At 62.5% G+C, this 24,255-nt stretch carries 20 protein-coding genes and 1 pseudogene; 15 read left to right on the forward strand and 6 right to left on the reverse strand.

The window, feature by feature from the left end; genetic code table 11:
* Position 1 precedes the first annotated feature (1 nt).
* From NKJ58_RS27250 to NKJ58_RS27270, 5 genes are all read right to left on the reverse strand, one after another.
* Positions 2 to 970, reverse strand: a complete 969-nt coding sequence (locus tag NKJ58_RS27250) for a phosphoenolpyruvate carboxykinase (ATP) (protein WP_352459278.1) — start codon at positions 968 to 970, stop codon at positions 2 to 4.
* The gene (locus NKJ58_RS27255; protein ID WP_352560072.1) at positions 970 to 2,886 is read right to left on the reverse strand and encodes a lasso peptide isopeptide bond-forming cyclase; all 1,917 of its coding nucleotides are present in this window, start codon (positions 2,884 to 2,886) and stop codon (positions 970 to 972) included. Before NKJ58_RS27255 ends, NKJ58_RS27250 begins: the two co-directional genes overlap by 1 nt.
* Positions 2,887 to 2,889: 3 nt before the next feature.
* The gene (locus tag NKJ58_RS27260) at positions 2,890 to 3,264 is read right to left on the reverse strand and encodes a lasso peptide biosynthesis B2 protein (RefSeq protein ID WP_245263585.1); all 375 of its coding nucleotides are present in this window, start codon (positions 3,262 to 3,264) and stop codon (positions 2,890 to 2,892) included.
* Positions 3,265 to 3,289: 25 nt separating this feature from the next.
* Complete coding sequence (locus NKJ58_RS27265) at positions 3,290 to 3,559, reverse strand: PqqD family protein (protein ID WP_245261370.1); 270 nt, start codon at positions 3,557 to 3,559, stop codon at positions 3,290 to 3,292.
* Between the two features lie 162 nt (positions 3,560 to 3,721).
* The gene (locus tag NKJ58_RS27270; protein ID WP_352854209.1) at positions 3,722 to 3,886 is read right to left on the reverse strand and encodes a lasso RiPP family leader peptide-containing protein; all 165 of its coding nucleotides are present in this window, start codon (positions 3,884 to 3,886) and stop codon (positions 3,722 to 3,724) included.
* Between the two features lie 473 nt (positions 3,887 to 4,359).
* Between NKJ58_RS27270 and NKJ58_RS27275 the strand changes: the two genes are divergently transcribed.
* The 9 genes from NKJ58_RS27275 (at position 4,360) to NKJ58_RS27315 (ending at position 15,007) form a co-directional block, all read left to right on the forward strand.
* Positions 4,360 to 5,484: a nucleotidyltransferase family protein gene (locus tag NKJ58_RS27275; protein WP_023831204.1), complete on the forward strand. Its 1,125-nt coding sequence runs from the start codon at positions 4,360 to 4,362 to the stop codon at positions 5,482 to 5,484.
* Between the two features lie 142 nt (positions 5,485 to 5,626).
* Positions 5,627 to 6,649 carry a glycosyltransferase family 2 protein gene (locus NKJ58_RS27280; RefSeq protein ID WP_023668808.1) on the forward strand — a complete coding sequence of 341 codons (1,023 nt, stop codon included), beginning with the start codon at positions 5,627 to 5,629 and terminating at the stop codon, positions 6,647 to 6,649.
* Positions 6,650 to 6,776: 127 nt separating this feature from the next.
* A complete protein-coding gene (locus tag NKJ58_RS27285; protein ID WP_352854231.1) occupies positions 6,777 to 7,172 on the forward strand; it encodes a cytochrome P450 family protein in 396 nt (131 codons plus the stop codon).
* Positions 7,173 to 7,293: 121 nt separating this feature from the next.
* Complete coding sequence (gene exoK, locus NKJ58_RS27290; protein ID WP_023668806.1) at positions 7,294 to 8,193, forward strand: endo-1,3-1,4-beta-glycanase ExoK; 900 nt, start codon at positions 7,294 to 7,296, stop codon at positions 8,191 to 8,193.
* Between the two features lie 55 nt (positions 8,194 to 8,248).
* Complete coding sequence (locus NKJ58_RS27295; RefSeq protein WP_023668805.1) at positions 8,249 to 9,580, forward strand: UDP-glucose dehydrogenase family protein; 1,332 nt, start codon at positions 8,249 to 8,251, stop codon at positions 9,578 to 9,580.
* Between the two features lie 31 nt (positions 9,581 to 9,611).
* A complete protein-coding gene (locus NKJ58_RS27300; RefSeq protein ID WP_023668804.1) occupies positions 9,612 to 10,691 on the forward strand; it encodes a glycosyltransferase in 1,080 nt (359 codons plus the stop codon).
* Between the two features lie 223 nt (positions 10,692 to 10,914).
* A complete protein-coding gene (locus NKJ58_RS27305) occupies positions 10,915 to 12,156 on the forward strand; it encodes a glycosyltransferase (RefSeq protein WP_023689989.1) in 1,242 nt (413 codons plus the stop codon).
* Positions 12,157 to 12,377: 221 nt separating this feature from the next.
* A complete protein-coding gene (locus NKJ58_RS27310; protein ID WP_352518573.1) occupies positions 12,378 to 13,547 on the forward strand; it encodes a glycosyltransferase in 1,170 nt (389 codons plus the stop codon).
* The gene (locus tag NKJ58_RS27315; RefSeq protein ID WP_023684224.1) at positions 13,544 to 15,007 is read left to right on the forward strand and encodes a lipopolysaccharide biosynthesis protein; all 1,464 of its coding nucleotides are present in this window, start codon (positions 13,544 to 13,546) and stop codon (positions 15,005 to 15,007) included. Before NKJ58_RS27310 ends, NKJ58_RS27315 begins: the two co-directional genes overlap by 4 nt.
* Before the next feature lie 225 nt (positions 15,008 to 15,232).
* On the opposite strand, the pseudogene NKJ58_RS27320 reads toward NKJ58_RS27315, so the two are convergent.
* Positions 15,233 to 16,399, reverse strand: a pseudogene (locus tag NKJ58_RS27320) (polysaccharide pyruvyl transferase family protein); the annotation flags it as partial.
* A gap of 177 nt (positions 16,400 to 16,576) precedes the next feature.
* Here NKJ58_RS27320 and NKJ58_RS27325 point away from each other — a divergent pair.
* From NKJ58_RS27325 to NKJ58_RS27350, 6 genes are all read left to right on the forward strand, one after another.
* The gene (locus NKJ58_RS27325; RefSeq protein ID WP_023684222.1) at positions 16,577 to 17,749 is read left to right on the forward strand and encodes a glycosyltransferase; all 1,173 of its coding nucleotides are present in this window, start codon (positions 16,577 to 16,579) and stop codon (positions 17,747 to 17,749) included.
* A gap of 44 nt (positions 17,750 to 17,793) precedes the next feature.
* On the forward strand, positions 17,794 to 18,789 hold the full coding sequence (locus NKJ58_RS27330) for a glycosyltransferase family 2 protein (RefSeq protein WP_352854212.1): 996 nt from the start codon (positions 17,794 to 17,796) through the stop codon (positions 18,787 to 18,789).
* On the forward strand, positions 18,789 to 19,733 hold the full coding sequence (locus NKJ58_RS27335) for a glycosyltransferase family 2 protein (RefSeq protein ID WP_502902345.1): 945 nt from the start codon (positions 18,789 to 18,791) through the stop codon (positions 19,731 to 19,733). Before NKJ58_RS27330 ends, NKJ58_RS27335 begins: the two co-directional genes overlap by 1 nt.
* A complete protein-coding gene (locus NKJ58_RS27340) occupies positions 19,723 to 20,670 on the forward strand; it encodes a glycosyltransferase family 2 protein (RefSeq protein WP_352854216.1) in 948 nt (315 codons plus the stop codon). Before NKJ58_RS27335 ends, NKJ58_RS27340 begins: the two co-directional genes overlap by 11 nt.
* Positions 20,671 to 20,745: 75 nt before the next feature.
* Complete coding sequence (gene galU / locus NKJ58_RS27345) at positions 20,746 to 21,642, forward strand: UTP--glucose-1-phosphate uridylyltransferase GalU (protein WP_023684219.1); 897 nt, start codon at positions 20,746 to 20,748, stop codon at positions 21,640 to 21,642.
* A 183-nt stretch (positions 21,643 to 21,825) separates the two neighbouring features.
* Entirely contained in the window at positions 21,826 to 24,204 is a 2,379-nt protein-coding gene (locus tag NKJ58_RS27350) for a polysaccharide biosynthesis tyrosine autokinase (protein WP_023684218.1), read from the forward strand.
* The last annotated feature ends 51 nt before the right edge of the window (positions 24,205 to 24,255 follow it).

Genomic DNA, 24,255 nt, shown 5'->3' on the forward strand with positions numbered 1-24,255 from the left:
GTCACCGCGGCCCTTTGTCGGCCGCCAGATCGTTTTCGATCAGGGCGACGGCTTCGCCGATACGGTCGAGCCCGGTGGGCACTTCGAGGCGACAGACGCCGATCTGGCTGGCCAGGGCCGCGCATTGGCGAAGATGTGTCGTGGCAAAATCGCCGACCAGGGCTGGACGGCCGAAACGCGTCACATAGGAAAATTTGATGATGGCCGGCAGGGCGCCGATGCCTGGCAGCGGCGTGATCGCTGCCTTGTCGCCGCGCTCGAGGATATAGATCCGGGTCGCCGGCACCGCGTCTGCCGCAAATCCGGCGTGCAGGCGATGCTGCATCTTGTCGATCGCCGCATGCACCTGCGGGCGTATTTCTGCCTGGCGGATGGGAAACGCGGCGGCGGCATCGGCGGCGAGCTTCAACTGCGGAAAACCCGGAACGATCATCGGCCGGTCCGTGAGATCGAGCGCCACGACATCGTCGGTCAGCAATCGATGCCCGGCACGGATCATCGCGCTCGCCGTCGTCGATTTGCCGGCGCCCTTGTCGCCCATGAAGACAGCGCTCTTGCCGCCGACCGCAATGGCGCTGGCGTGCAGGATGAGCAGGCCGCGCTGGTGCAGGAGCAGTGCCATGACCGGACCGAGCAGCGGAAACGCCAGCAGCGCATCGTCGACATCGGGCGCCGGCTCCACCTCGATCCGGCAGGCATCGGTGATCAGGAAGGCGCCGACCGTCTGCCATGCCAAATATTGCTGCCGCGGCTCGAAACGGAAAGCGGTTCCGGTCTCGGGCGAGGGTTTTGGCAGGTCGATCGGGCCGACCGTGATCAGCACATCGACGCAAGCTGGTTCGCTCGGCTCTAGCTCAGGCAGTTCGACCTGCGAAGCGATCGTCAGCCCATAGGCTTTGTACAAGTGCTGTGCGCGAGCAGCAATTGCATGGCGGTCATCAGCGGCAAGAGGCATGTTGGCCGGCATCATCAGTGGCTCCCGCGCTGTTGCACCTGCCGCAGCCACAACGATAGCGAAATCGAACGCCATACATACTGGACATCGGGCAAGGTCGCGGCCTCGGGTTGGCTGGAAATGCGGCCATAGGCGGCGGTCACCTCAGGCAGGTTGACGTAAGGGGCAATCCGCGCCGCATCTTTCACCAGCACCTTGTCCAGGAGATCGCGGTGGTTGCCCAGCATGCCTTTGACCAAATTGGAGGTGAAATCGATCTTGTCGCGCCGCCACTGCACCGCCGGGGGCAAAATTCCTTCCATGGCACGGCGCAACACCGAGCGGCCAAAGCCCTGGTTCAGCTTTTCCGCGCCGGGCAGTGCCAGGCAGAACTCGACCAGAGGCTTGTCCCAGAAGGGGTAGCGCGGCTCGACGCCGAAATTCGCCGCCGCCTTGTCGAGTACCTCGAAGGCGTGCGGCACCATGCCGTTCGACAGCAGCCAGCGATGGGTCAAGGTCTCGCTGGCGCTGACCGCGGGCGACATGTAGCCGGCCCTGCGGAACCGTTCGACGAGGTCGGTACGCATCGCCAGGTCCGGATTGATCAGGGCGCGCCAGCTCGTCGCCGGCCGCCCAGTGGGATGGCGCCGCAATTTGCCAAGCACGCGGTTCGCGAACCGCTTGATTCTCGCGATGCGCCAGGCCGGCCCGTAAAGGGTAAGGAACTGGTAGTAGAGGCCGAGCATGCCATCGCCATAGGTGTTGGAGGCGCTGCGCAGCTCGCGCCACAGCTCCATCCATTTGCCGGCATAGGCGAGTTCGTGCAGATGGCCGTGGCCCTGCGAAACCACCTCGTCGCCTCCATGGCCGTCGAGCAGAACCTTCATGCCCTTGCCGCCGGCGGTCCTGTAGATGTCGCGGGTCAGCGACAGGCCGGGCGCAAGAAACGTTTCTTCCTGCTCCTCCAGGATGCGGTCGAATTCGGCGAAGGGGGCATAATTGCCGACCGAAATCAAAGTGCCGTCGACCTTCTGCTGGCCCAGCACCGCCTCGATGAACGGACGCTCATCCATCGGCGAGCCCTTTTCGAACACCAGCGAGAAGGTCGGCAGCCTCGATCTTTGCTGGGCGGCATTCTGCAGGCCCGCCACGCAGGCGATCGAGGAGGAATCGAGGCCTCCGCTCAGCATAGCACCGACCGCAGGCGTGCCGCGCATGCGGTTGCGGACCGATTGCGAGAACAGATGCCGGAATTCCTCGGCCGTGTCCGATCGCATCGGCCTTGGCGAGGGTTCGATCTGCCAGTAGCGGCGCAGCACCACCTGGTTCCCGGTCACCGTCAGGCTGTGGCGCGCCGGCAGGCGGAAGATATCGGCATAGGCTGTCGACTGCGGATCGTCGGGCAGCCCGGCCAGGAATCCCGAAATCTGGTGTTCGCTGATGCGCATGTCGACGCCGCCGGCATCGAGGATCGGCCCAATCTCCGAGGCAAAGACGAAGCGCCGGTCGCTCGAATGATAGTAGAACGGTTTGACGCCGAAATGGTCGCGCACGCAAAACAGCTGCCGGCGCTCGCCATCCCAGATGGCAAAGGCGAAGTCGCCTTGCAGATGCTCGGGGCAGGCTTCGCCCCAGCGCAGATAGGCGCGCATCACAAGCACGGCGTCGGCAACCGAATTGTCCCGGATGCCGAGCCTGGCCAAGAGTTCGTCGCGGTTGTCCAGCCGGCAATCCGCGGTGATTGCGAGCTTGCCGCCGGCCATGGTCAGCGGGCCGGGGCCGGCTTCATCGGTGGTGTTGAGCCAGGCGTGGCCAAGAACGACGCCCTCGTCGATCCACCACGAACTGCCGTCAGGCGCGCGATGCTGCATGCGGGCAAGCATGCGCTGGATGTCGGCCGCGGCGGCCTGCCTGCCTTCCTGCCTCAGCAGAATTCCGGCGACGCCGCTCATCGCTCACTGGCCGTGGTCGACGAGATGGTTAAACCTGCCAAGCGAGCCGCCGAGCACGATGTGGTCGCCGCTGACCAGCCAGGCATGCGCCTTCAACTCGGTGCCGGTATCGCGCTCGATGCCGATGCGGATTTTTGAGGCGTTGCCCTGGCGGGCAAGCAAATATTGGCCGGAAAGCGCTTGGGTCAGACAGCTTGCGCCAGGCACCAGGCGGGCAGCCGCAGCCACGCCCCAGGCGACACGCCTGAGATCGCCGATGTCGGCTGGTTCGCGCGCGTCGAGCCGGGTCACCATGCGGCGCACTTTGTTGTAGGAAAGCAGCGTCAGCCCCAGCCGCACCGACACGACCACCGCAAGGCAGTGGGCGAGAAAGAGCATCTCCGGCCCGCTCAGTGAGAAAGCTCTAGACAAGTTCCTCATCATGGAGCCTCGCAAGCCCGGCGTCCGCCAAGCCCTTCAACAATCCATCGACATCGGCCTTGCAGCGTTCCGGATCGACATTGTAGCGATCCAGCACGGCGCTGCGGATTTCGGAAATCGGCCGCGGCTCCTGGATCAGCTCCCAGATATAGGCGCCGACGCCGTTCAGGCTGTAATAGATGTTGGACCTCATATCGAGCAGCGCCAGGCCGTTGCCGAATTCGCAGGCCACGGCATCCTTGCTCGCGCTCATCCGATCATGGTCCGTTGGGTTCCAGTCCATTCCTAAACCTCGCTCACAACCAACGCTTCGGCAATTCCGGACAAAGACGCGAGAGCCGGGGTTTGACCCCCGACTCTCCTTAGTGCGCTCTGTTTGCAGAGTCCGGACTTTGTCACCCCAACGAGAGAATACTCAGGAGAAGGTGAGTTCGCCGACCGGCGTATGTGCCGGAAACGAGGCGTCGAGTGCCGTAGTACCGCTACCGCCTTGCGTGATGGTCTCGATCGAGCCGTGGACCGTCAGGCTAGGGGTTTCGTACTCATGCTTTTCAACATTCTGTTCTAATTTACTCTCCACTTGTGGACTGGAAGCGGCCTGTCGATTGCCGGCAGCGAGCTATTGCTGCACCGCAATAGCTGCATGGCAGCATTTATGAGTCAAGCCTGATTTACCAGCCGTTAATCAATTCTCGGTTGCGACTCCCTTCAATGGTGATCAAAGCGCTTTGCATTTCACATCTCAGGAGAATTCAGCAGAGTGTCCGAGGCCGTCAACTAAGTATCTGATTTAATTACGTTAAAGTTTCCTTCGAATGCTCCTCACTTGGGCGCTGGCGCATTCCCACAAAAATTGTTGCTGACGTACCCGCCACAAGCCCCGATCAGGCGGCGCCTTGCATCTCGTTGTAGGACTGTGTTGCGAAACGTTCAGGTTGCAGGAAAATTGGCGCCAAAGGAAAAACTGGACGCGGCGCATGAATTTGGCGATGCTTTGCTTCGCAGTTGCAATATAACGCGCCTGGCGAATTTTTTGCGGAGATGCTGCAGCATATGGCATTGCAGGAAGGGACCTTCGAAAGGTTGCGCGCCGCTGGCTGCGCCGACGAAGTGGCCTATGTGCAGGCTTGCCTGCGGCTGTTCTTCGCCTCCAGGGCGAGCCCCAGCGCCGCGCCTGCACCGGCCATCTCCGTTGCCGATGTTTGCGATATCGCCAGGCTGAACAAGGTCGCCACCTTCATGCTGAAGGCGCTGTCGCGCCCACCGGCGGGCGAGACGCCGCCGGGATTGCTCGAGTGGCTCGACACTTATCGCCGGCGCACGATTGCGATGAACTCGTCCGGCATCATGGATTCGATGGCCATCGACAAGGCGCTGCGCGGCAGCAGCATCGATTTCGTCTTCCTGAAGGGCCCCCTCCAGCAGCAACTGCTCTATGGCGACCATTTCATGAAGCCGTCCGGAGATGTCGACATATTGGTGTCGCCGGCCGGCTTCTTTAGAGCTCGCGATGCGCTGCGCTCGATCGGCTACGAGGTCGCCGGCAAGTCCCGCTCCGTCTGGTGGGTGCGCTTTCTGGGCGAGCAGCACATGGTTCGCAGCCAGGGTCGGAAATTGTCCACCGTCGATCTCCATTACCGGCTCCAGCAGCCGGGATCGCCCAGCCCGCGCGATACGGAAGGGTTCCTGCGCCGCAAGCGCGCGCTTGCGATCGCCGGCTCCAGCGTGCCGTTCATCTCGGCCTCCGACACTTTGCTTCTGTCCTGCATCAGTGTCGCAAAGGCGCTGTTCAACCGCGAGCCATGCGCGGGCTATGTCTGCGATATCCGGGCCGCTGCCAGTCGGCTGAGCGAGGCCGAGCAGCAGACTGTGCTCGACTACGCGGCCGAGCAGGGGCTGGCCGACACCCTGCTGCTGGGCCTGCGCGCCGCCGATGTGCTGCTTGGTGGCGCCGGCACGCTGCTGTCGGATCGGGCCACCAGGATCCTGTCACGCATCGGCAATGAAGACCTGTTCCACATGGTCATCGCGCCGTGGCTGTCGTCGCTCAGATGGCCGCAACGGCGCACCGTTTTGTGGGAATTGTGCGGCCGCGAACCTGTCCGCTATCTGACCGAGGCCGGCTGGGCCGCGTCAGCCGACCTCAGCCGGCGGATTTTCGAGCGGGAAAGCCGGTGACGATGAGGGTCGTCATGCAGCAGGCAGATAACGTTCCGTCCCGATCCGCTGGGGATGGATCGGGGGATGGATCGGGGTCCGGCGCCGCGCGCCGGGAGGGCGAGGGGCCTCGCGACACTTTATGCAATCGAAAGGCCACCCTATGTCCATGACAGAATCCCGGGTCTGCGTGATCATCGCGGCGCGCAACGGGGCCCGGACCATTCCCGCAGCCATCGCCTCGGCGCTGCGCGAGCCGGAGGTGGCGGAAGTCGTCGTCGTCGACGACGCCTCCACCGATGACACCGCAAAGGTGGCCAGCGCTGCCGACGATGGCAGCGGCCGGCTTTCGGTCATCCGGCTCGACGCCAATCGCGGCCCGTCCTTCGCCCGCAATACCGCCATTGCCGGGTCGAAATCACCTTTCATCAGCATTCTCGACGCCGACGATTTCTTCCTTCAGGGACGGTTTCGCCAGCTGTTTGCCAGCGCCGACTGGGATTTCGCCGCCGACAACATCATGCTGATCCGTGACGATACGGCGACCGATGTCTCGAAGATCGTCGCCCCGTCCTTTTCGGCGGACCCGGAATTCCTCGACTTCGAGCGATTCATCGAGGGCAACATCTCCAGACGGCGTGTCCAGCGCGGCGAACTCGGCTTTCTCAAGCCGGTGATATCAAGAGCTTTCCTCGACAGGCATGGGCTGCGTTACGACGAGAACCTGCGTCTCGGCGAAGATTACGAACTCTACGCTCGCGCCTTTGCCCTTGGCGCACGCTTCAAGGTCATCCGTTCCTGCGGCTATGGCGCGATCGTGCGCGCCGATTCGTTGAGCGGGCGCCACAAGACACAGGATCTGAAGCGCCTCGCCGATGCGGATCTGGCACTGCTCGAGATCGACAGCCTGCCGGAAGGCTCCAAGGCCCTGCTGCGCAAGCACGAGCGGCATGTGCGTGACAAATACCGGCTGCGCAATTTCCTCGATGTGAAGGCCGAGCGCGGCATGGCGTCTGCCGCCGCCTATGCGCTGGCCAGCCAGTCGAACTTCATTCCCATCGTTGTCGGCGTGGCCGCCGACAAGCTCGATGCGTTGTTTCGCCACGCCGGTCTGTCCCCGCGGCAGCAGCCGGTGCCGCCTTTGCGCTTCCTCATGGCCGCTACCAACACGGCGGCGCAAAAGTAGGCTCCGCCAAGTCCGGGACGGCGGCCGCAAGGCTGAAAAAATTGCCTTTCTGAAACTCGGAGGTTGCCTACACGCCCCGACGATGGCACTGTATGTTGCGGTGCAGCAATTTTGGAAGGCCAACCGGATGGCTTCAATTTTCGGCTTCAGGTCCAGGGACCCAGCGCGCGACAAGCAGACCGATCTGGCGCGTTTCGACCGTCTGGCAAAGCTGTTGGATCAGATCACGGCCGAGATTGCGGCCGAGAAGACCGGGTTGGAGGCCCGCTACCGGTCGAAGTCCACCAACGCGGCCTTCCTGGTCGAGTCGATGGAGAACGGCTCGGCGTCGGCACGCAAGCTGTCGGAAGTCGGCGAGCTGACGAAGTCCATCCTGAACTGCGAACAGCGCATCGCCGAGCTGGTGCGCCAGACGAGCCGGATGAAGGAACTGCGTCATTCACTCGACGCGATCGTCGGCGAGGATGGCCAGAGTTCTGATTCGCACGGGGAATATGTCAAACCCGCGCGTCGCTTCGGCTGAACACGGTCACACGAGACACAGAAGAGAAAGTTCGGGGACGGAGGATCGGGATCGGCCCGTTAGCAATGTGGGCCAATCGGTGACTTTGGGTTGGGGCGGAACAGCACAAAGGTGAATTGATATGAACGCAGATCCGAAGACGACGCCCATGGCGGCAATCGATGCCATGATTTCGACGCGGCCAAATCGGCCAATGCGTCTTGTAAACCCAACGCGTCTTCTATCCGTTGGTGCGCTTCTGTTGGCGGCAGCCGCAGCTCTGCTCGGCGCCGCCCACCCCTCCCGCGCCCAGGACGCCTCCCCGGAGATGCAAAGCGCACCGTCCTTCGTCGACGATTTCAAGAGTTTCGATCGTTCGCGCTGGTATGTCTCCGACGGTTGGTCGAACGGCAATCACCAGAACTGCACCTGGTCGAAAAGCTTGGTAAAATTTTCCGACAACATGCTGACGCTCGGCTTCGAAAAGCGCAAACTGAAGGACCGCGAGTTCGCCTGCGCCGAGATCCAGACCAAGCAGCGCTTCGGCTATGGGACCTATGAAGCACGGATGAAGACCGACACCGGATCCGGTCTCAACGCCGCTTTCTTCACCTATATCGGCCCTGCCGACAAACAGCCCTGGTATGAGATCGACTTCGAGGTGCTGACCAAGGATACATCCAAGGTGCAGGTCAACAGCTACATCGCCGGCAAGCCCAAGAACGAGAAGCTGGCCGAGGTCGAAGGCGGCGCCGACAAGGGCTTCAACGACTATGCCTTTATCTGGGAAAAGGACCGGCTGCGCTGGTACGTCAACGGCAAGCTGGTCCAGGAAGTGACCAATCCCGAGCAATTGCCGACCCACTCGCAGAAGATATTCTTCAGCCTCTGGGGCAGCGACACGCTGAAAAACTGGATGGGCGCCTTTTCCGACCCCGGCCGCCAGGTGACGATGCAGGTGCAGCGCGTCGCCTTCACCGCGCTCGGCCAGCCGTGCCAGTTTCCGGAATCGCTGGCATGCAGTGTAAGCAGCATAAAGTAGATCTGAACCGGCCCGGCTATATAAGGCCAAAGGGCGTGAACAGGAATTAACCCGAATGAATTTGACGGTCTTTGGAATTGGCTATGTCGGTCTCGTGCAGGCCGCGGTGCTGGCGGAGGTCGGGCACCAGGTGGTGTGCGTCGATGTCGATGAAAAGAAGGTCGAGCGGCTCAACCAGGGCCTGGTGCCGATTTTCGAACCGGGACTGGAGGCCCTGGTCAAGGAGAACCACGCCGCCGGCCGCATCAAGTTCACCACCGATGCCGCCGCCGGCGTCAAGCATGGCGAGATCCAGATGATTGCGGTCGGCACGCCACCCGGCGAAGATGGTTCGGCCGACCTCAAATATGTGCTGGCGGTGGCCGAGACCATCGGCCGCGAGATGGACGGTCCCAAGATCGTCGTCGGCAAGTCGACCGTGCCGGTCGGCACCTGCGAAAAGGTGAAGGCCAAAATCGCCGCGACGCTGAAGGCGCGCGGGCGCCAGGACCTGGCTTTCGACGTCGCTTCCAATCCTGAGTTCCTCAAGGAGGGTTCCGCCGTCGCCGACTGCATGAAGCCTGACCGCATCATTGTCGGCACCAACAGCGAGGGCACCGAGGCGGTGATGCGGGAGCTCTACGCGCCGTTCAACCGCAACCACGAGAAGATGATCGTGATGGACGTGCGCAGCGCCGAATTCACGAAGTACGCCGCCAACTGCATGCTGGCGACCAAGATCTCCTTCATGAACGAAATGGCCAATTTGGCCGAGCAGCTCGGCGCCGACATCGAGGAGGTACGCAAGGGCATCGGCTCGGATCCGCGCATCGGCTACCACTTCATCTATCCCGGCCTCGGCTATGGCGGTTCGTGCTTTCCCAAGGATGTCCGCGCGCTGATCAAGACCGCCGAAGGTGTCAAGTTCGACGCCAAGCTGCTGCGCGCCGTGGAGGAGCGCAACAATGCCCAGAAGTCGGTGCTGTTCGACAAGGTGCACCGTTATTTCAAGGGCAGTCTCAAGGGCAAGACCTTCGCGCTCTGGGGCCTCGCCTTCAAGCCCAACACCGACGACATGCGCGAGGCGCCGGCGCGCGTCCTGATGGAGGCGCTGTGGCAGGCCGGCGCCAATGTGCAGGCCTACGACCCCGAGGCGATGCAGGAATGCCAGGCCATCTACGGCCTGCGCGACGACCTTTTGTTGTGCGGCACCAAGGAGGCGGCACTGCGCGGCGCCGACGCGTTGCTGATCGCCACCGAATGGAAGAGTTTCCGCGCCCCGTCCTTCGACGCGGTGAAGGATGCCCTGACCACGCCGGTCATCTTCGATGGCCGTAACCTCTATGATCCCAAGGTCATCGCCCGTCACGGCATCGAGTATTTCTCGATCGGCAGGATGGCGGCGTGAAGGCAGGGCGGCACAACGCGGAGCCAGGTTCATGAAAGTTCTGTTTGCAGGCGGCACCGGCTACACGCCGCAATTCAGCGGGGGCGTCCAGTCGAGCACCCACCACCTGGTCGAGCAATTGCGCGAAAACGGTCACGAGGCATCCGTTCTGGCAGCGCTGTTCGGCGACGGCATGTTCGGCTTCAGGGCGCGCGCCAAGATGAAGCTCCTTCGTCAGCGCGCGGTCATCGACAATTTCCCGGGCTATCCGGTTGTACGGGCGTGGTTCCCCTGGGAAGCGGCCGACTTCGCCGTCAAAAAGTTGAGGCCGGATGTCGCGGTCGTGCAGTGCCACAATTCGGTGCCGATCGGCAGAGAGCTGCAGAGGCTTGGCGTGCCGCTGACCGTCTATCTGAGGAATGTCGAATTCGACGAATTGGCCGGCGATCTGCGTGAGCTCCATTCGGCGGTCTATATCGCCAACTCCGAGTTCACCGCGCGCGCCTATAAGGCAAAATTCGATATCGATTCGACGGTTATTCCGCCGACCATCAATCCCGCGTTCTACAGCACACCGACGACCGGTGAATTTGTCACGCTCATCAATCCATATGAGGAAAAAGGCTTCGATCTTGCGGTGCGCATTGCCGCCGCCTGTCCCGAGATCCCGTTCCTGTTCGTCGAAAGCTGGAAGCTCGACGACGATCATCGAGCCCGGATCGAAGCAACAATCTCTCCCCTCCAGAACGTCAAGCTGGAAAGCCGCACCAGCGACATGAAGACGGTCTACGGCCGCACGAAAATCCTGCTTGCGCCCAGCAAATGGGAAGAAGCCTGGGGCCGGGTGGCCTCGGAAGCGCATTGTAGTGGCATTCCCGTGGTCGGCTCGCGGCGCGGCGGTCTGCCGGAAGCGATCGGCGCCGGCGGCGTGGTACTGGACTACGACGCCCCGCTCGCCGACTGGGTCGCAACGATCAGGCGGCTGTGGAGCGATGAGGCCGAGTACAAGCGGCTGTCAGCGACAGCACGTCAGTTTTCGGAGCGGCGGCAGATGAACCCCGACAGCCAGTTCGCAACGTTCATGGGCGTTCTCGACCGCGCAAGACGTGTCGGTTTGGAGCGCGCAGCCTAAACGCGTCGTGTTGCATTTCAGCTGAGACGCTGCACGACCGTGGTCGCGCTAAGATCCCGTTAGCCAGGTCCAGGCGTCGTGCGCCCGTCCGGATCACTTTTAATTGCTGCAGTGCAATATTTTGTGGCACTGCAGCAATCAACGTGTATTCTGCCTGTCTACATTAGGGCTTGTGCGATATGGACCGCTTGGTCCGAGCAAGCCCCAACCTTATGGGCGGGTCATGCGCGTGGGCTTTGTCGTCGGCGAATTCCCTCTGCTTTCGGAAACCTTCGTCGTGGACCAGATGGCTGGGCTGCTGGCGCGGGGCTTTCAGGTCGAAGTGGTCTGCGAAAAGATGCAAGGTGACCACCGAATTGACCGGCAAAGCGAGCCGATGGCGACGCTGCTCGCCAGAACCCGACATTGGTGGCGATGGGCCGCTGTAATCAGCAAATTTGTACAGCGTCTGCCGCCGCGTCTGCGATACAAGGCCTCGACCGTTCTCGACATCGCCTTTGCACGCCGCCTGAACCGCTGCGACGTGATTGTCGCCCACTTCGGACAGAACGGCGAGAGAGCAGCCGCACTGAAGAAATGGAAGGTGCTCAAACCACCGATCATAACCATCTTTCACGGCGCGGACGTGGCGATCCCGGCGCGGCAGGCAGTGCTCGCGACACAATATGCCGGGCTGACCAAGCATGGGACCCTGAACCTGCCCGTCAACGATTACTTCCGCACGATGCTGCTGGAAGCCGGCCTGTCCCAGGCGAGCACGACGGTCCACCATATGGGAATTGACACCCGCGAAATCGGCTATCGCTGGGAATCGTGGGAAGGCACCCAACTGGTCGTGACGACGGTTTGCCGCCTGGTCGAAAAGAAAGGCGTCGAGTTCGCCTTGCGAGCCCTGGCCTCCCTCAAGGCCTCCCAGCCGCAGCTAGACTGGCGTTACGACATTGTTGGCGACGGTCCTCTGCGGATGAATCTGGAGAAGCTGGCCGTAGAGCTGGGCTTGGCTGGTCGCGTAACATTCCTCGGCAGCCTCCCTCACGCAGAGGTGAAAAGACGGCTTCGCATGGCGCATCTCTTTTTGCTGCCAAGTATCACTGCCAGCGACGGGGATATGGAAGGCATTCCGGTCGCGCTCATGGAGGCCATGGCCGCCGGATTGATTGCGGTCAGCACGTATCATTCGGGAATCCCGGAGCTCATCAAGGATGGGGAGACGGGGTTGCTTGCGCCCGAGCGAGATATTTCAGCGCTTGCCGGCAAGCTTGCCTGGGCCGCGGAGCACCCGACCGAATGCGAGCGTATCGCGCTTGCCGCACGCCGCAAAGTCGAGGAGGACTTCAACGCAGATGTTCTGAATGAACGTTTTGCGCAGATCGTTACCCAACTGGCCACATCGAGCCCTGCGCATGCACCCACCGGTCATGTCGGCGTTTCCGAGGGCTTGGCGGATCCTTCATCTGCCGGCTGACACTGCTCCTCTGCGTTTGATCGGCAGGCACGCCAAGCTGAGGGAAATCTTGCTACACTGCACCAAAAATGTTGCAGTGCAGCAAGACCTGTACTAACGTTCCTGCGGGTGGGCCAACAGCGGTAGAGTTCCATGCTGCATGTCTTGTGCTTCCGCCACCCTGTCTTCGGCCCGGCTTTTGTCAAAGGGACACCGGCTCCCCGGACGAGCGCATCCTGCCGATGAAGATCTGCTTTGTAGTCGACAAGTTTCCCTCATTGTCCGAAACCTTTGTTCTCGACCAGATAGCCGGATGCCTTGAGCGCGGCATGGAAGTCGGCGTCGTCTGCAACGAGACGTCCTTCGGCAGGGACAGCAACATCGATGATCCGCGCTGGCAGGCGTTGCCAGGAAAGGTCGTATGCTGGTGGGGTGGCCTGGGTCGCTATCGCCCGCTGCTCAGGAAGTGGTCCGGCAGGTTCTGGGACAAGCTCTCGACCGCCATCGACATTGCTCATGCGCGAAAACTGCAGGGCGCCGACGTCATCGTTGCCCATTTCGGCAACAACGGCATGCGCGTGGCCCGCGCGATCAAGCGCGGGAGGATTTCCGCTCCCCTGGTGACGATATTTCACGGCCGTGATGTCGGCGAACCGCTGCATGACAATACGCTCGCGCGCTACAAGATTGTGTTCGAAAAGGGCGTTCTTCAACTGCCGGTGAATGCGTTTTTCCGCGATGCCTTGATTGAGGTCGGTGCATCGCCGGAGCAGGTTGTGGTTCACCATATGGGGGTGCGGCCGAGTGACATCGACTATCGGTGGCGTTCATGGGAGCAGGCTACGCTCTCTTTCATCTCGGTCTGCCGCCTGACTGAAAAGAAGGGCATCGAATATGCGCTTCGCGCGCTTGCTGGCCTGCCGCGGCGAGACTGGATCTACTCGGTGATCGGCGGCGGAGAACTTCTCGAGCAGCTGAACGGGATCGCCGCAGAGCTTGGCATTGCCGACAGGGTGAATTTTCTTGGGCCCCGGCCGCACAGCGAAGTCAAACAGCGTCTGCGCGATGCGCATGTGTTCCTGCTGCCCAGCGTCGGCGCCCGCGATGGCGATCTGGAAGGCATTCCGGTTTCGCTGATGGAAGCGATGGCCGCCGGCCTGACGGTGGTCAGCACATATCATTCCGGGATCCCTGAACTGATCGATGATCACAAGACGGGTTTTCTCGTGGCTGAGCGGGACGTTGCGGCGCTGACCGGCAAGCTTGCCTGGATCGCCGAGAATCCGAAGCCGTGTGAAGGGATCGCTCTCGCGGCGCGCAAGAAGATCGAGGCGGAGTTCAACTCCGATCTGCTGAACCAACATTTCGTGGAAATCGCCATGCGGCTTGGCGAAACGAGGTCGCTTGCATGAACGCCAATCCGCCCCCCCAGTTCGGTCGTGTCGCCCTGCGCGGCGGGCTGGTAACCATCGGCGCCCAGGGCTTCAAGATGGCGATCCAGTTTCTCTCCGTCATCGTGCTGGCCCGTCTGCTCGTCCCCGAGGATTTCGGTCTGGTGGCTTCCGTCGGGCCGATCGTGGCCTTCGTCGGGCTGCTTCAGAATCTGGGCCTGCAGCAGGCTGTGGTTCAGCGCAAGGACATCAGCAACCAGCAGCTCAACCAGGTGTTCTGGATCAGCGCGCTCGTCGGGCTGGGTAGTGCCGTGGTAGTGGCCGGCCTGGCGCCTGCCATCGCCGCGTTCTATGGCGATCAACGTATGTCCGGCATCACCCTTGGCTCCGCCCTGCCGCTGCTTCTCGGCAGTCTCGCCGCAGTGCCGCTGGCGTTGATGAACCGGCACCTGCAGTTCGGCCAGCTCGCACTGAACGACGTGATAAGCGCCGCCGCCGGACTTCTGGCCGCCGCGATCGCGGCCTATGCGGGGTTGGGCTACTGGTCGCTGGTCATCGGCCCGGCGGTTTCGGCAGCTATCGCCCTGGCTGCCGCCTGGCTGGTGGCGCGTTGGACGCCTTTGCGGCCGGACCTGAAGGTCGATGCCGATATATTGTCGTTCGGCGCCAACCTGACCGGCTTCAACCTCGCCAACTTCTTCTCGCGCAATCTCGACAACATTCTCATCGGCAAATATTCCGGTGCGATCGAACTCGGCTATTACGACCGCGCCTACAAGCTCCTGTTGTTCCCGCTGCAGAACATCAACCAGCCGCTGACACGGGTCATGGTGCCGCTGCTCAGCCGCATCCACGATGACAAGGCCCGCTTTCGCGATATCTATGTGCGCACCAACTGGATGCTGGCGGCCGTTACCATGCCGGGCATCGCGGCGCTGACGCTGACCTCCAATCAGATCGTCGGACTTCTCTTCGGCGCGGGCTGGGCACCGGTCGCACCGATCTTTGCCTGGCTGGGCATCGCCAGCCTGGTCCAGTCCGTTTCAAGCACGACGGGATGGATATTCATCTGTCAGGGCAAGACGAAGACCATGTTCCATTGGGGCATCTATTCGTCGCTGACGACCGTCGCTGCCTTCGTCGTCGGCCTGCACTGGGGCGCCGTCGGCGTTGCCGCGGCCTATGCCATCAGCGGTTACGTGCTGCGCGTTCCCGTGCTGGCGCTACTGGTCCATCGCGTCGGTCCGGTGACCGCCGCCGACTTCCTGCTCATGCAGGGGCTTTTCATCGCCTCGTCCCTGCTTGCCTGGTTCCTGTACCTGTGGTTACCGGCGTCTCTAACGGGCCAGTCAGACCTGCTCGCGGTCTTTTTGGCGCTTGCCCTCAACTACGGCATCGGTCTCGTTTTCATGCTTGCCGTCCCGCAGTCGCGACGCGCCTTGTTCACCACCCTGTCCAACGCCGCGCGCAATATCCGCTGAGCGGCCGGCGATCAGCGGCGCCAGCAGGTTTGTGGCCGACATTGCCGAAGCATGTTCTTCGAGCACGGCCTGAAGGCTTGTCTTGCGATAGCGGTCGAGATTTCCCGCAAATCGGCCGAGCTTTTCGCGCGCCTCTTCGGGCGTCACGGTGTCGATGTCGAGCAGCACATCGTCGACACCGATTCGCTTGGCCACTTCCTTGGTTTTGAACTCGTAGGCGATCGGCAGCACCGGCGTGCCGACGCAAAGCGACATGATCATCATATGCATGCGCGTCGCGACGACGAAGTCGAAGCCCTTCACCAGCGCCATCAACTGGTCCGGCGTGTGGAACGAAGCGTCCACTGTCACGTGGCTGGCGATCTCAGGATCGAGCTCGGCAACGATGGCCTGTGCGGTCTTGGAATCGTCATGGGCATATTCCGGCACGCCCTGACACGTGGAGACGAAGGTCACCTCCTTGCCAAGGTCCCTGACAAGAATTGTGGCGATCTCGCGGACCGAATCCAGATAGCGGCGCATGCCGCCCTCACCGTCGCTGACGTAGTTCCAGTGGCGGACCGAAATAGCGACGCGGCCCGTCGACGCCGGCGGCTGGCTGGAAGCGAGACGCTTGCCGATCCTGTCGGTATCGGCCAAGGCGAATACGGCATCGGCCACCACGTGGCACTTGCCGAGATCCTTCACCAAGTCCCGGATATGGGTCCGCGACCGTTCGTCGCGCAACAGGATGAGCGGACTGCGGTCAAAGATCGGGCCGAGCTCCTGGCGGTTGTAACTTTTGTCGAACGGACCGAGGGATTGCGTGAAGAAGACCGGATCTTTGCCAAATACGGCATCGAGCCTGAACTGATTGAGGCGTCGTTCGAGATTGTAGTTCTCGACGAGATAGGTTCCCCCTGTGGTGACCACCATGTCCGCGTCGGCGTAGATATCGAGACCGCGCCGGTCGCGATGGCTGAAAAAATTGCCTAGCGCGCTGCTGCCAAACCAGCGCAGGGCCTGGAGAACGAGCCGATTGTAGATCGGCTTGAACCGGTCCCTCAGCCCGCTGCCATTCTTGTATCGGAACAGGGATTCCGACAGCAGCTTATGGAATTCGAGGTCGGGATAATCCGTCTTCGGATAGAGTCGTTCCGCAACCTCGGGCTGGCTGTCGAAGACGGCAAACCGCACGTCGCCTTGCACGATCGTCTTGAGAATGTGGCGGATCGCCAGCAGAATCGCCGCATCCCCGGTATTCAGGCAGACTGTGTTTTCAACGACGATCTTCATGGGATACCTCATTTCGTCAGCAGATTCCGCGGCGTGGCCTGCGGTGCCTAGGACGGGCATGGTGACCGAAAATACCCACGCCAGGACGATCCCGATGCGGCTCGCGTCACAATCCATCGCTGCATCGGGCTGGGTGACCAGCCAGAGCGGCGCTCAAGCCCGACGGAGGGTAACGCATCAATTTTGCAGTGCAACAAAAAAGGTGCACTTATGCTACGGCGCACCAAAAATGTTGCGATGCAGCAAAAGCTGGGTTAGCATTCCCGTGGGTGGGCCAACAGCGGTCGAGTTTTCATGCTGCATGTCTTGTACCTTGTGCACGATGTTTCCGACCCGGCGGTGCGCCGGCGGATCATAATGCTCAAGGCAGGCGGCGCGCGGGTCACGTTGGCCGGCTTCCGTCGGACCACAAATGCTGTTCCCGACGTCGAGGGGCTGCAGCCGGTCGACCTCGGCGCGACGCGTGACGGCCGATTCGGCCAGCGTCTGGCGGCGGTCGCCAAGGCGGCGCTGTCGATAGGCTCAAAGCTTGCGGCGATGCCGAAGCCCGACCTCATCATCGCGCGCAATCTGGAAATGCTGGCGCTGGCCAGGCGCGCCAAGGCCGCCTTTCGCGGCGGCGTGCCGATCGTCTACGAATGCCTCGACATCCATCGCCTGGTGCTGCGCAATGACATGCTGGGCAAAGCACTGCGCACAGCGGAGCGTTATCTCGCCCGCGACGTGAAGCTTCTGGTGACGAGCTCACCGGCCTTCATCGCCAATTATTTCAAGCCGTTCGGGCAGGTCGCCGCACCGGTGGAACTGGTCGAAAACAAATACTTCGAAACCGCGCCGATCGCCTTGGATGACAGGTCAAAGGCCGAAAACCCTGCAGCACCCCCGTGGCGCATCGGCTGGTTCGGCGCGCTGCGCTGCCGCCGCTCGCTGGAGCTGCTGGCCGACTTCACGCGCCGTCAGGGCGGGCGCTTCGAGGTCGTCCTCCGGGGCCGTCCGGCACTCTCGGAATTCCCGGATTTCCACGCTTTTGTCGAGGCCGAACCCTATCTCTCCTTTCGTGGCCCCTACCGCAACCCGGAAGACATGGCCGCGATCTACGGCGAAGTGCATTTTTCCTGGGCGATCGATTTCTTCGAGGAAGGGCAGAATTCGGAATGGCTGCTGCCCAACCGCCTCTATGAGGGCTGCCGCTTCGGCGCCGTGCCGATCTCGATGGGCAATACCGAGACCGGGCGCTTTCTCGACCAGCAGGACATTGGCGTCCTGCTTTCCGATGCCACGCCCGAAATCCTGGAAACCGCGCTCGGCCGCATGGACCAGGAGCACTTCGGCAAGGCCAAGGCGCGTGTGCTGGCCCGCAACCCACGAACCTGGAGCTACGACCGCAGCGACTGCCGCGCCTTTGTCGACAGGCTGCGCGGTCTGGCGGCGGTCCCAGGTCCCTTCGTCACCGAAGCGCTGGCTTAGCGATGGCTGATGATGGGAAAAGTACAGAGCATGGGAAGGCGCCGATGACGCAAACCGAAGCGCTGCCGCCAAGCCTGATCGTCATTCCGTGCCTGAATGAGGCAGCCCATATCGGCGCGTTGCTCGAGCAGCTCAGGCCGGCAGCTCTAAGGCTCGGCGCCCGCATCGTCGTTGCCGATGGCGGCAGCACCGATGGTACTTTGGCCATTGTCGAAGCGGTTGCGGCCAAGGACCCTCAGGTCGTCCTCCTGCACAACCCAAAACGTATCCAGAGCGCGGCGATCAATCTCGCCGTCGCCAGCCTCGGTGACCGCGCCGAATACCTGATCCGCATTGATGCCCATGGCGGCTATCCCGCCGATTATTGCGACCGGCTGGTCGAGGAGGCGCTCGCCACTTCAGCCGATTCGGTCGTCGTCTCGATGCTGACCAGCGGCAGCGGCGCGGTGCAGAAAGCGGTCGCGGCGGCGCAGAATTCCAAGCTCGGCACCGGCGGCTCCAAGCACCGGCACCTCTCGGCCGGCGAATGGGTCGACCACGGCCATCACGCGCTGATCCGGATCTCGGCCTTCACCGCGGTCGGCGGCTATGACGAGAGCTTCAGCCACAATGAGGATGCCGAACTCGACTACCGGCTGCGCCAGGCTGGCTACCGCATCTGGATGAGCGGCAAGACGCAGATGGTCTACTATCCGCGTTCGTCGCTGAAGGGCCTGTATTTCCAATATCTCGGCTATGGCCGCGGCCGCGCCAAGAATGTGCTCAAGCACCGCATGATCCCGAAAGTTCGGCAGATGATCCCGCTGCTGGTGGCGCCGGTCGTCCTTCTCGCCGCATTTTCCTTTATCCACTGGCTGGCGGCGGTGCCGCTGCTGGTCTGGACTTCGGTCTGTCTGGGCTACGGCGCTGTGACCGCCATCAGCCAGCGCAATCCCAACAATGTGCTGGCGGGCATTTCGGCGATGGTCATGCATTTCGGCTGGTCGCTCGGGTTTTGGCTGCAACTGCTCGGCTCGCGATCGCAGCGCGGGGTGGCATGATGGTCGCCGACAGCCGCCAGATCGACATCTGCGTCTGCACGTTCCGGCGGCCGGAACTGGCCGACACGCTGCGGTCGCTCGCTGCCATGGATATGCCTGCCGGTTTCGGCATCGGCGTCATCGTCGCCGACAATGACGACGAGCCGACCGCCGAGCCGCTGGTGACCGCGCTGGCGAGCGAATTGAAGCTCGTGGCCCGCTACCGGCACGCTCCGGCGCGCAACATCTCGGTTGCCCGCAACGCCTGTCTTGATGCCAGCACGGCCGATTTTGTCGCCTTCATCGACGACGATGAAACCGCTTCCCGGCAATGGCTGGCCGAACTGATTGCTATCGCGGAGACAAGCGGCGCCGAGGCCGTGCTCGGTCCGGTGCGGGCGCTCTACCGCCCGGATGCGCCGGACTGGATGCGCAAGGGCGATTTCCATTCGACCTTGCCGGTCTGGGTGCAGGGCGAAATCCGCACCGGCTACACCTGCAACGTCCTTTTGAGGATGAGCGCCGACAGCTTGCGCGACCGTCGTTTCAGCCTGGCGCGCGGCCAGAGCGGCGGCGAGGACACCGAATTCTTCAACCGCATGGTCAAGGCAGGCGGTCGCATCGCCTTTGCGCCGGAGGCGTGGGTCGAGGAAGTCGTGCCGCGTTCGCGAGCCGCTTTCGACTGGCTGCGCCGCCGCCGCTTCCGCTTCGGCCAGACGCACGGCCACCTCATCGGCCATGACGCAGGCGTGATAGAGCGTGCGAAGGCTGTCGGCCTTGCCTCGGCCAAGGCCGTCTATTGCTTCGGCATGGCGGCGTTGACCGCGATTAGCCCGGTCCGCCGCAACCGCAGCGTGCTGCGCGGCATCATGCATGTCGGCGTCGTCAGCGGCCTGGTCGGTATCAGCGAAATTCGCCAATACGGACTGTCTTCCCCGCAGCAAGGAGGCAAGCGTGCAGCCTGACGTCTCCTTTGTCATCGCAGCCTACAATGCCGCGGCCACGCTCGACCGGGCGATCGCAAGCGCCATGGCCCAGCGCGATGTCAGCGTCGAAATCATCGTCGCCGACGACCAGTCGCGCGACAACACGCTCGACGTCGCAAGAGCCTATCCAAAAAATGTCGTCAAAGTGGTTGCGCTGCCGGCAAATCGTGGCCCTGGCGGCGCCAGGAATGCCGGGCTCGAACTGGCTTCCGGCCGCTGGGTCGCGGTGCTCGATTCCGACGATGCCGTCCTGCCCGGGCGGCTTTCTGCCATGATCGCGCGGGCCGAAAGCGCGGGCGCTGTGATCGCCGTCGACAACCTCCAGGTGGTGCGCGAGGACGGCATTGCCGAAGCGACGATGTTTCCTGCCGAATATCTGGAGGGCCTGCGTGAAATCACGCTCGCCGACTACATCGCTGGCAACATCGTTTTCGAATCCACGTTCAACCTTGGCTATCTCAAGCCGATCTTCCAGCGCCGTTTCCTGATCGAAAACGGGCTGCGCTATGATGAAAGTCTGAGCATAGGCGAGGATTACATCCTGCTCGCCAACGCGCTGGCCAAGGGCGGAAAATGCGTCGTCGAGCCGACGACCGGCTATATCTACCACATCCGCACGGGCTCGATCTCGCGCGTGCTCGAGCTTCACCATATCGAGGCGATGCGCAAGGCCGACGCGGTCTTCGCCGAGACCAATTCCATGGACGCTGCTGCTGCGGCCGCCTTCGCCAAACGCGCCCGCAGCCTGCGCAAGGCGGCATCGTTCCTGTCGCTGGTCCAGCACATCAAGGCGCGTTCGCCGTTGAAAGCGATACGCACCGCGCTAAGTGATCCGGCGGCTGTCAGGCACATGTCGATGCCGATCGCCGTCCGCCTCAAAAGGGTGGCGGCGCAGTTTGCTGTCGGCGCGGAGTAAGGAGGGCGAGTACATGAAGACGTTTGTTCGTGGCCTGCAACAGGCTGAAATCGATCTGCTCAGAAGGAATTTGCGATGAAGAAAATCAGGAAGGCAGTCATCCCTGTGGCGGGGCTTGGAACACGGTTCCTGCCGGCAACCAAGTCGATTCCGAAGGAGATGCTGCCCGTGGTCGACCGGCCGGTCGTCCAATATGCGGTGGACGAGGCCTTCGAAGCCGGCATCGAGCACATCGTGTTCGTCACCGGCCGCAACAAGGCTGTCATCGAGGACTACTTCGACCTGCACCCCGAACTGATTGGAACGCTCGAACAAACCGGCAAGAAGACCCAGCTGGAGGCGCTCGAAAGCATGCTGCCCGTGGCCGGCGCCACCAGCTTCATCCGCCAGCAGTCGCCACATGGTCTCGGCCATGCGGTGTGGTGCGCACGCGAAGTCATCGGCGACGAGCCCTTCGCCCTGCTGCTCCCCGATATGGTGTCGTTCGGTCGCCGAGGTTGCCTGGCTGAAACAGTCGATCTCTATCAGCAGACCGGCGGCAATGTGATCGCCGTCGAGCGCTGTGATCCCAGCGAGACCAGCAAATACGGCATCGTCGGGCGCGGCGCCGAGACAGGCAGCGGCTTCGAGGTGACGGCCATGGTCGAAAAGCCGGCGCCGGCCAATGCGCCGTCGAACTATTACATCAACGGCCGCTACATCCTGCAGCCCGAGATCTTCTCGCTGCTGGGCAACCAGCAGCGCGGCGCCGGCAACGAAATCCAGCTTACCGATGCCATGGTGCGGCTGGCGAAAAGCCAGTCTTTCTTTGCCCAGCCTTTCGATGGCCGCATGTTCGACTGCGGCTCCAAGGAAGGCTTCATAGAGGCGACCATCGCCTTCGCGCTGGCGCGCGACGACATGAAGGGACCTGTGCTGGAAATGCTGCAGGCGTTCGTGCGGTCGCATGAGCGTCAGGAAGTGGCCGCATAATGCCCATCTTTCGAGGGCATATGCGTTTGGACGATGGCGCGGCTCGTGCATGCACGCCAGGCCGCTCAGGCCCGGCGCCAGATGGCATGAAGCTTGCGTTGCATATCTTGCCCCCGATCTCCGCAGCTCCGGGCGAGGTGCCCCGTCTCGCTCCGGCGCCTGTAACCTAGAATTGGATCGAAGATGAATTATGCCAGCTTTCCTCTCGACAAGAGGATGCCGTTGCCCAACCCCGATCAGGAAAAGGGTGAAGACTTCATCGACGTCGAGCGCCTGCTTGGCATGGCGGCGCGTCAGGTCAAGGTGGTGGCGGTCTGCGCCATCATCGGCCTGTTCCTGGGGTTGCTCTATCTGCAGACCACGCCCAAGCAATACATGTCGGTCGCCAGCGTGCTGATCGACGAAGGCCTGAACAAGGTCATCGACGACATCTCGGCTGCTTCCGTCACCATGCAGACCGACGCCGCCCTGCTCAGCCAGATCGAAATCATCACCTCGGCGCGGCTGGCCTCGGTGGTGGTCGACAAGCTGAAACTCGACCAGAACGCAGAGTTCATGAACCCGCCGCAATCGGCGCTGGTCAAGGGCATCGGCTTCGTGCGCGGCGTGATCGGCTATTTCCGCTCAAGTTCCGCCGAGCAGATTCCCGGCATGGAAAACGTCGATGAGGCGACACGCCAGGCCATGATGCAGACGGCGCGCCACGACTATGCCGTGCTGAAGCTGCAGAGCGAGGTGCTGGCGCAGCGCAACGGCCGCTCCTATGTGCTCGCCATCGGTTACCAGTCGACCAATCCGGCGCTCGCCACCGCCATCACCAAGGCCTATGCCGACGCCTATCTCGCCGACCAGCTCAACGCCAGCTTCGACGCCACCGAACGCGCTGCGGTCTGGCTGCAGGGCCGGCTGACCGAGCTTCGTCAGAACTCACAGGCGGCCGCTATGGCGGTCGAGAAATTCAGGGCCGAGCATGGTCTGGCCGCCAACAGCGACGGCCAGCTGATCAGCGACAAGCAGATTGCCGATCTCACCGCGCAACTGATCGTCGCGCAGGCCGATACGGCGCGCGCCAGCGCCCGCTATCAGCAATACAAGACCATCGTCGAAAGCGGCTCGGACAATGCCTTCAACGATTCCGCCATCTCAAGCGATCAGCCGGCAAGCTCCGTCATTGCAACGCTCAAGACCCGCTATCTCACAGTGGCCAAGCGGCTGCAGGACGTGACGGCCAATTTCGGCGCCGACCATCCGCAGGCGGTGGCGCTGGCCAAGGAAAAGGCCGACCTGTCGACCCAGATTTTCGGCGAGTTGAAGCAACTGACCGAAAGTTATCGCAACGAATATGAAGTCGCGCTTTCACGCGAGACCTCACTGAGGCAGAAGATCGCCGACGCGGCCGGCAAGAGCTCCATCGACAACCAGAGCCAGGTCAAACTGCGCGAACTCGACCAGCAGGCGCAGGCGCTGACCACGCTCTACCAGACCTTCCTTAGCCGCTACGAGGAGGCCTCGCAGCAGCAATCCTTCCCGGTCGGCAAGGTCCGCATCATCTCGGATGCCTCAACGCCGCTTTCCGCCTCAAGCCCGCGCACCTCCAGGGTGCTGGCGCTGTCGCTGGTGCTTGGCGTGCTGCTTGGCGCCGGCTTTGGTGGCCTGAATGAGTTCAACGAGCGCTTCTTCAGGACCGGCGAGGACATTCGCGATCGCGTCGGCCTCAAATTCCTCGGCTATTTGCCGATGATCGGCGGCAGGCTCGGCAAGGACGCCGACGACGGTGCGGCGGATGCCAAAGGCGCCAACACATTGTCGGCGGTCGAGAAACGCGCGCGCATGCGGGTCAGCGTCGATGCGCCGGCATCGATGTTCTCCGAAACGCTGCGCAACGCCAAGATCGCCTTCGACGTCGTCATGGAAGGGCAAGGCAGCCGGGTCATAGGCGTGGTCTCGGTCCTGCCCGGCGAGGGCAAGTCTACGGTCGCCGCCAATCTCGCCGGATTGCTGGCCGCCAACGGCTCGAAGACGCTTTTGATCGACGCCGATCTGCGCAATCCTGGCCTCAGCCGCAACCTCGGCATGGAGGCCGAGCAGGGGCTGATGGAGGCCGTGGTCAACGGCCAGACCTGGCAGTCGGTCGGCAAAGTCGACCGCCAGACCAAGCTGGCGATCATCCCGGCCGTGCTGCGTGGGCAGTTCTCGCATACCAGCGAGCTGCTGTCGTCGGCCGGCATGCGGCGCTTCATCGACAACGCCAAGGAGACGTTCGAGTACATCATCGTCGACCTGCCGCCGCTCGGCCCCGTGGTCGACGCCAAGGCGTTTGCGCCGCTGGTCGACGGCTTCGTGCTGGTTGCCGAATGGGGCCGCACGCCGCGCGCCATGGTGCGCTCGCTGCTGGAGCAGGAACCCTACGTCGCAAGCAAGGTCGTCGGCGCCGTGCTCAACAAGGTCGATCTGAAGAAGCTGCCGAAATACGGCTCGCTCGGCGGCTCGGAAAAGTTCTTCGACCGCTATTCGACCTACTATCTGGAGAAATCGGACGTGCGGGCCAAGACCGCCGCCTGAACGGAGCGCGATCCTGAAAAGGAGCGTGATCCGGAAAAGCGGATCCGGTTT

Source organism: Mesorhizobium sp. M0139, assembly GCF_040322455.1.
Lineage (GTDB): Bacteria > Pseudomonadota > Alphaproteobacteria > Rhizobiales > Rhizobiaceae > Mesorhizobium.

What these genes read in the sequence shown, in the direction of transcription:
- NKJ58_RS27250 (WP_352459278.1), bottom strand. Translation starts at nt 970, where the DNA reads ATGATGCCGGCCAACATGCCTCTTGCCGCTGATGACCGCCATGCAATT.
- NKJ58_RS27255 (WP_352560072.1), bottom strand. Translation starts at nt 2,886, where the DNA reads ATGAGCGGCGTCGCCGGAATTCTGCTGAGGCAGGAAGGCAGGCAGGCC.
- NKJ58_RS27260 (WP_245263585.1), bottom strand. Translation starts at nt 3,264, where the DNA reads ATGCTCTTTCTCGCCCACTGCCTTGCGGTGGTCGTGTCGGTGCGGCTG.
- NKJ58_RS27265 (WP_245261370.1), bottom strand. Translation starts at nt 3,559, where the DNA reads ATGAGCGCGAGCAAGGATGCCGTGGCCTGCGAATTCGGCAACGGCCTG.
- NKJ58_RS27275 (WP_023831204.1), top strand. Translation starts at nt 4,360, where the DNA reads ATGGCATTGCAGGAAGGGACCTTCGAAAGGTTGCGCGCCGCTGGCTGC.
- NKJ58_RS27280 (WP_023668808.1), top strand. Translation starts at nt 5,627, where the DNA reads ATGTCCATGACAGAATCCCGGGTCTGCGTGATCATCGCGGCGCGCAAC.
- NKJ58_RS27285 (WP_352854231.1), top strand. Translation starts at nt 6,777, where the DNA reads ATGGCTTCAATTTTCGGCTTCAGGTCCAGGGACCCAGCGCGCGACAAG.
- exoK (WP_023668806.1), top strand. Translation starts at nt 7,294, where the DNA reads ATGAACGCAGATCCGAAGACGACGCCCATGGCGGCAATCGATGCCATG.
- NKJ58_RS27295 (WP_023668805.1), top strand. Translation starts at nt 8,249, where the DNA reads ATGAATTTGACGGTCTTTGGAATTGGCTATGTCGGTCTCGTGCAGGCC.
- NKJ58_RS27300 (WP_023668804.1), top strand. Translation starts at nt 9,612, where the DNA reads ATGAAAGTTCTGTTTGCAGGCGGCACCGGCTACACGCCGCAATTCAGC.
- NKJ58_RS27305 (WP_023689989.1), top strand. Translation starts at nt 10,915, where the DNA reads ATGCGCGTGGGCTTTGTCGTCGGCGAATTCCCTCTGCTTTCGGAAACC.
- NKJ58_RS27310 (WP_352518573.1), top strand. Translation starts at nt 12,378, where the DNA reads ATGAAGATCTGCTTTGTAGTCGACAAGTTTCCCTCATTGTCCGAAACC.
- NKJ58_RS27315 (WP_023684224.1), top strand. Translation starts at nt 13,544, where the DNA reads ATGAACGCCAATCCGCCCCCCCAGTTCGGTCGTGTCGCCCTGCGCGGC.
- NKJ58_RS27325 (WP_023684222.1), top strand. Translation starts at nt 16,577, where the DNA reads ATGCTGCATGTCTTGTACCTTGTGCACGATGTTTCCGACCCGGCGGTG.
- NKJ58_RS27330 (WP_352854212.1), top strand. Translation starts at nt 17,794, where the DNA reads ATGACGCAAACCGAAGCGCTGCCGCCAAGCCTGATCGTCATTCCGTGC.
- NKJ58_RS27335 (WP_502902345.1), top strand. Translation starts at nt 18,789, where the DNA reads ATGGTCGCCGACAGCCGCCAGATCGACATCTGCGTCTGCACGTTCCGG.
- galU (WP_023684219.1), top strand. Translation starts at nt 20,746, where the DNA reads ATGAAGAAAATCAGGAAGGCAGTCATCCCTGTGGCGGGGCTTGGAACA.
- NKJ58_RS27350 (WP_023684218.1), top strand. Translation starts at nt 21,826, where the DNA reads ATGAATTATGCCAGCTTTCCTCTCGACAAGAGGATGCCGTTGCCCAAC.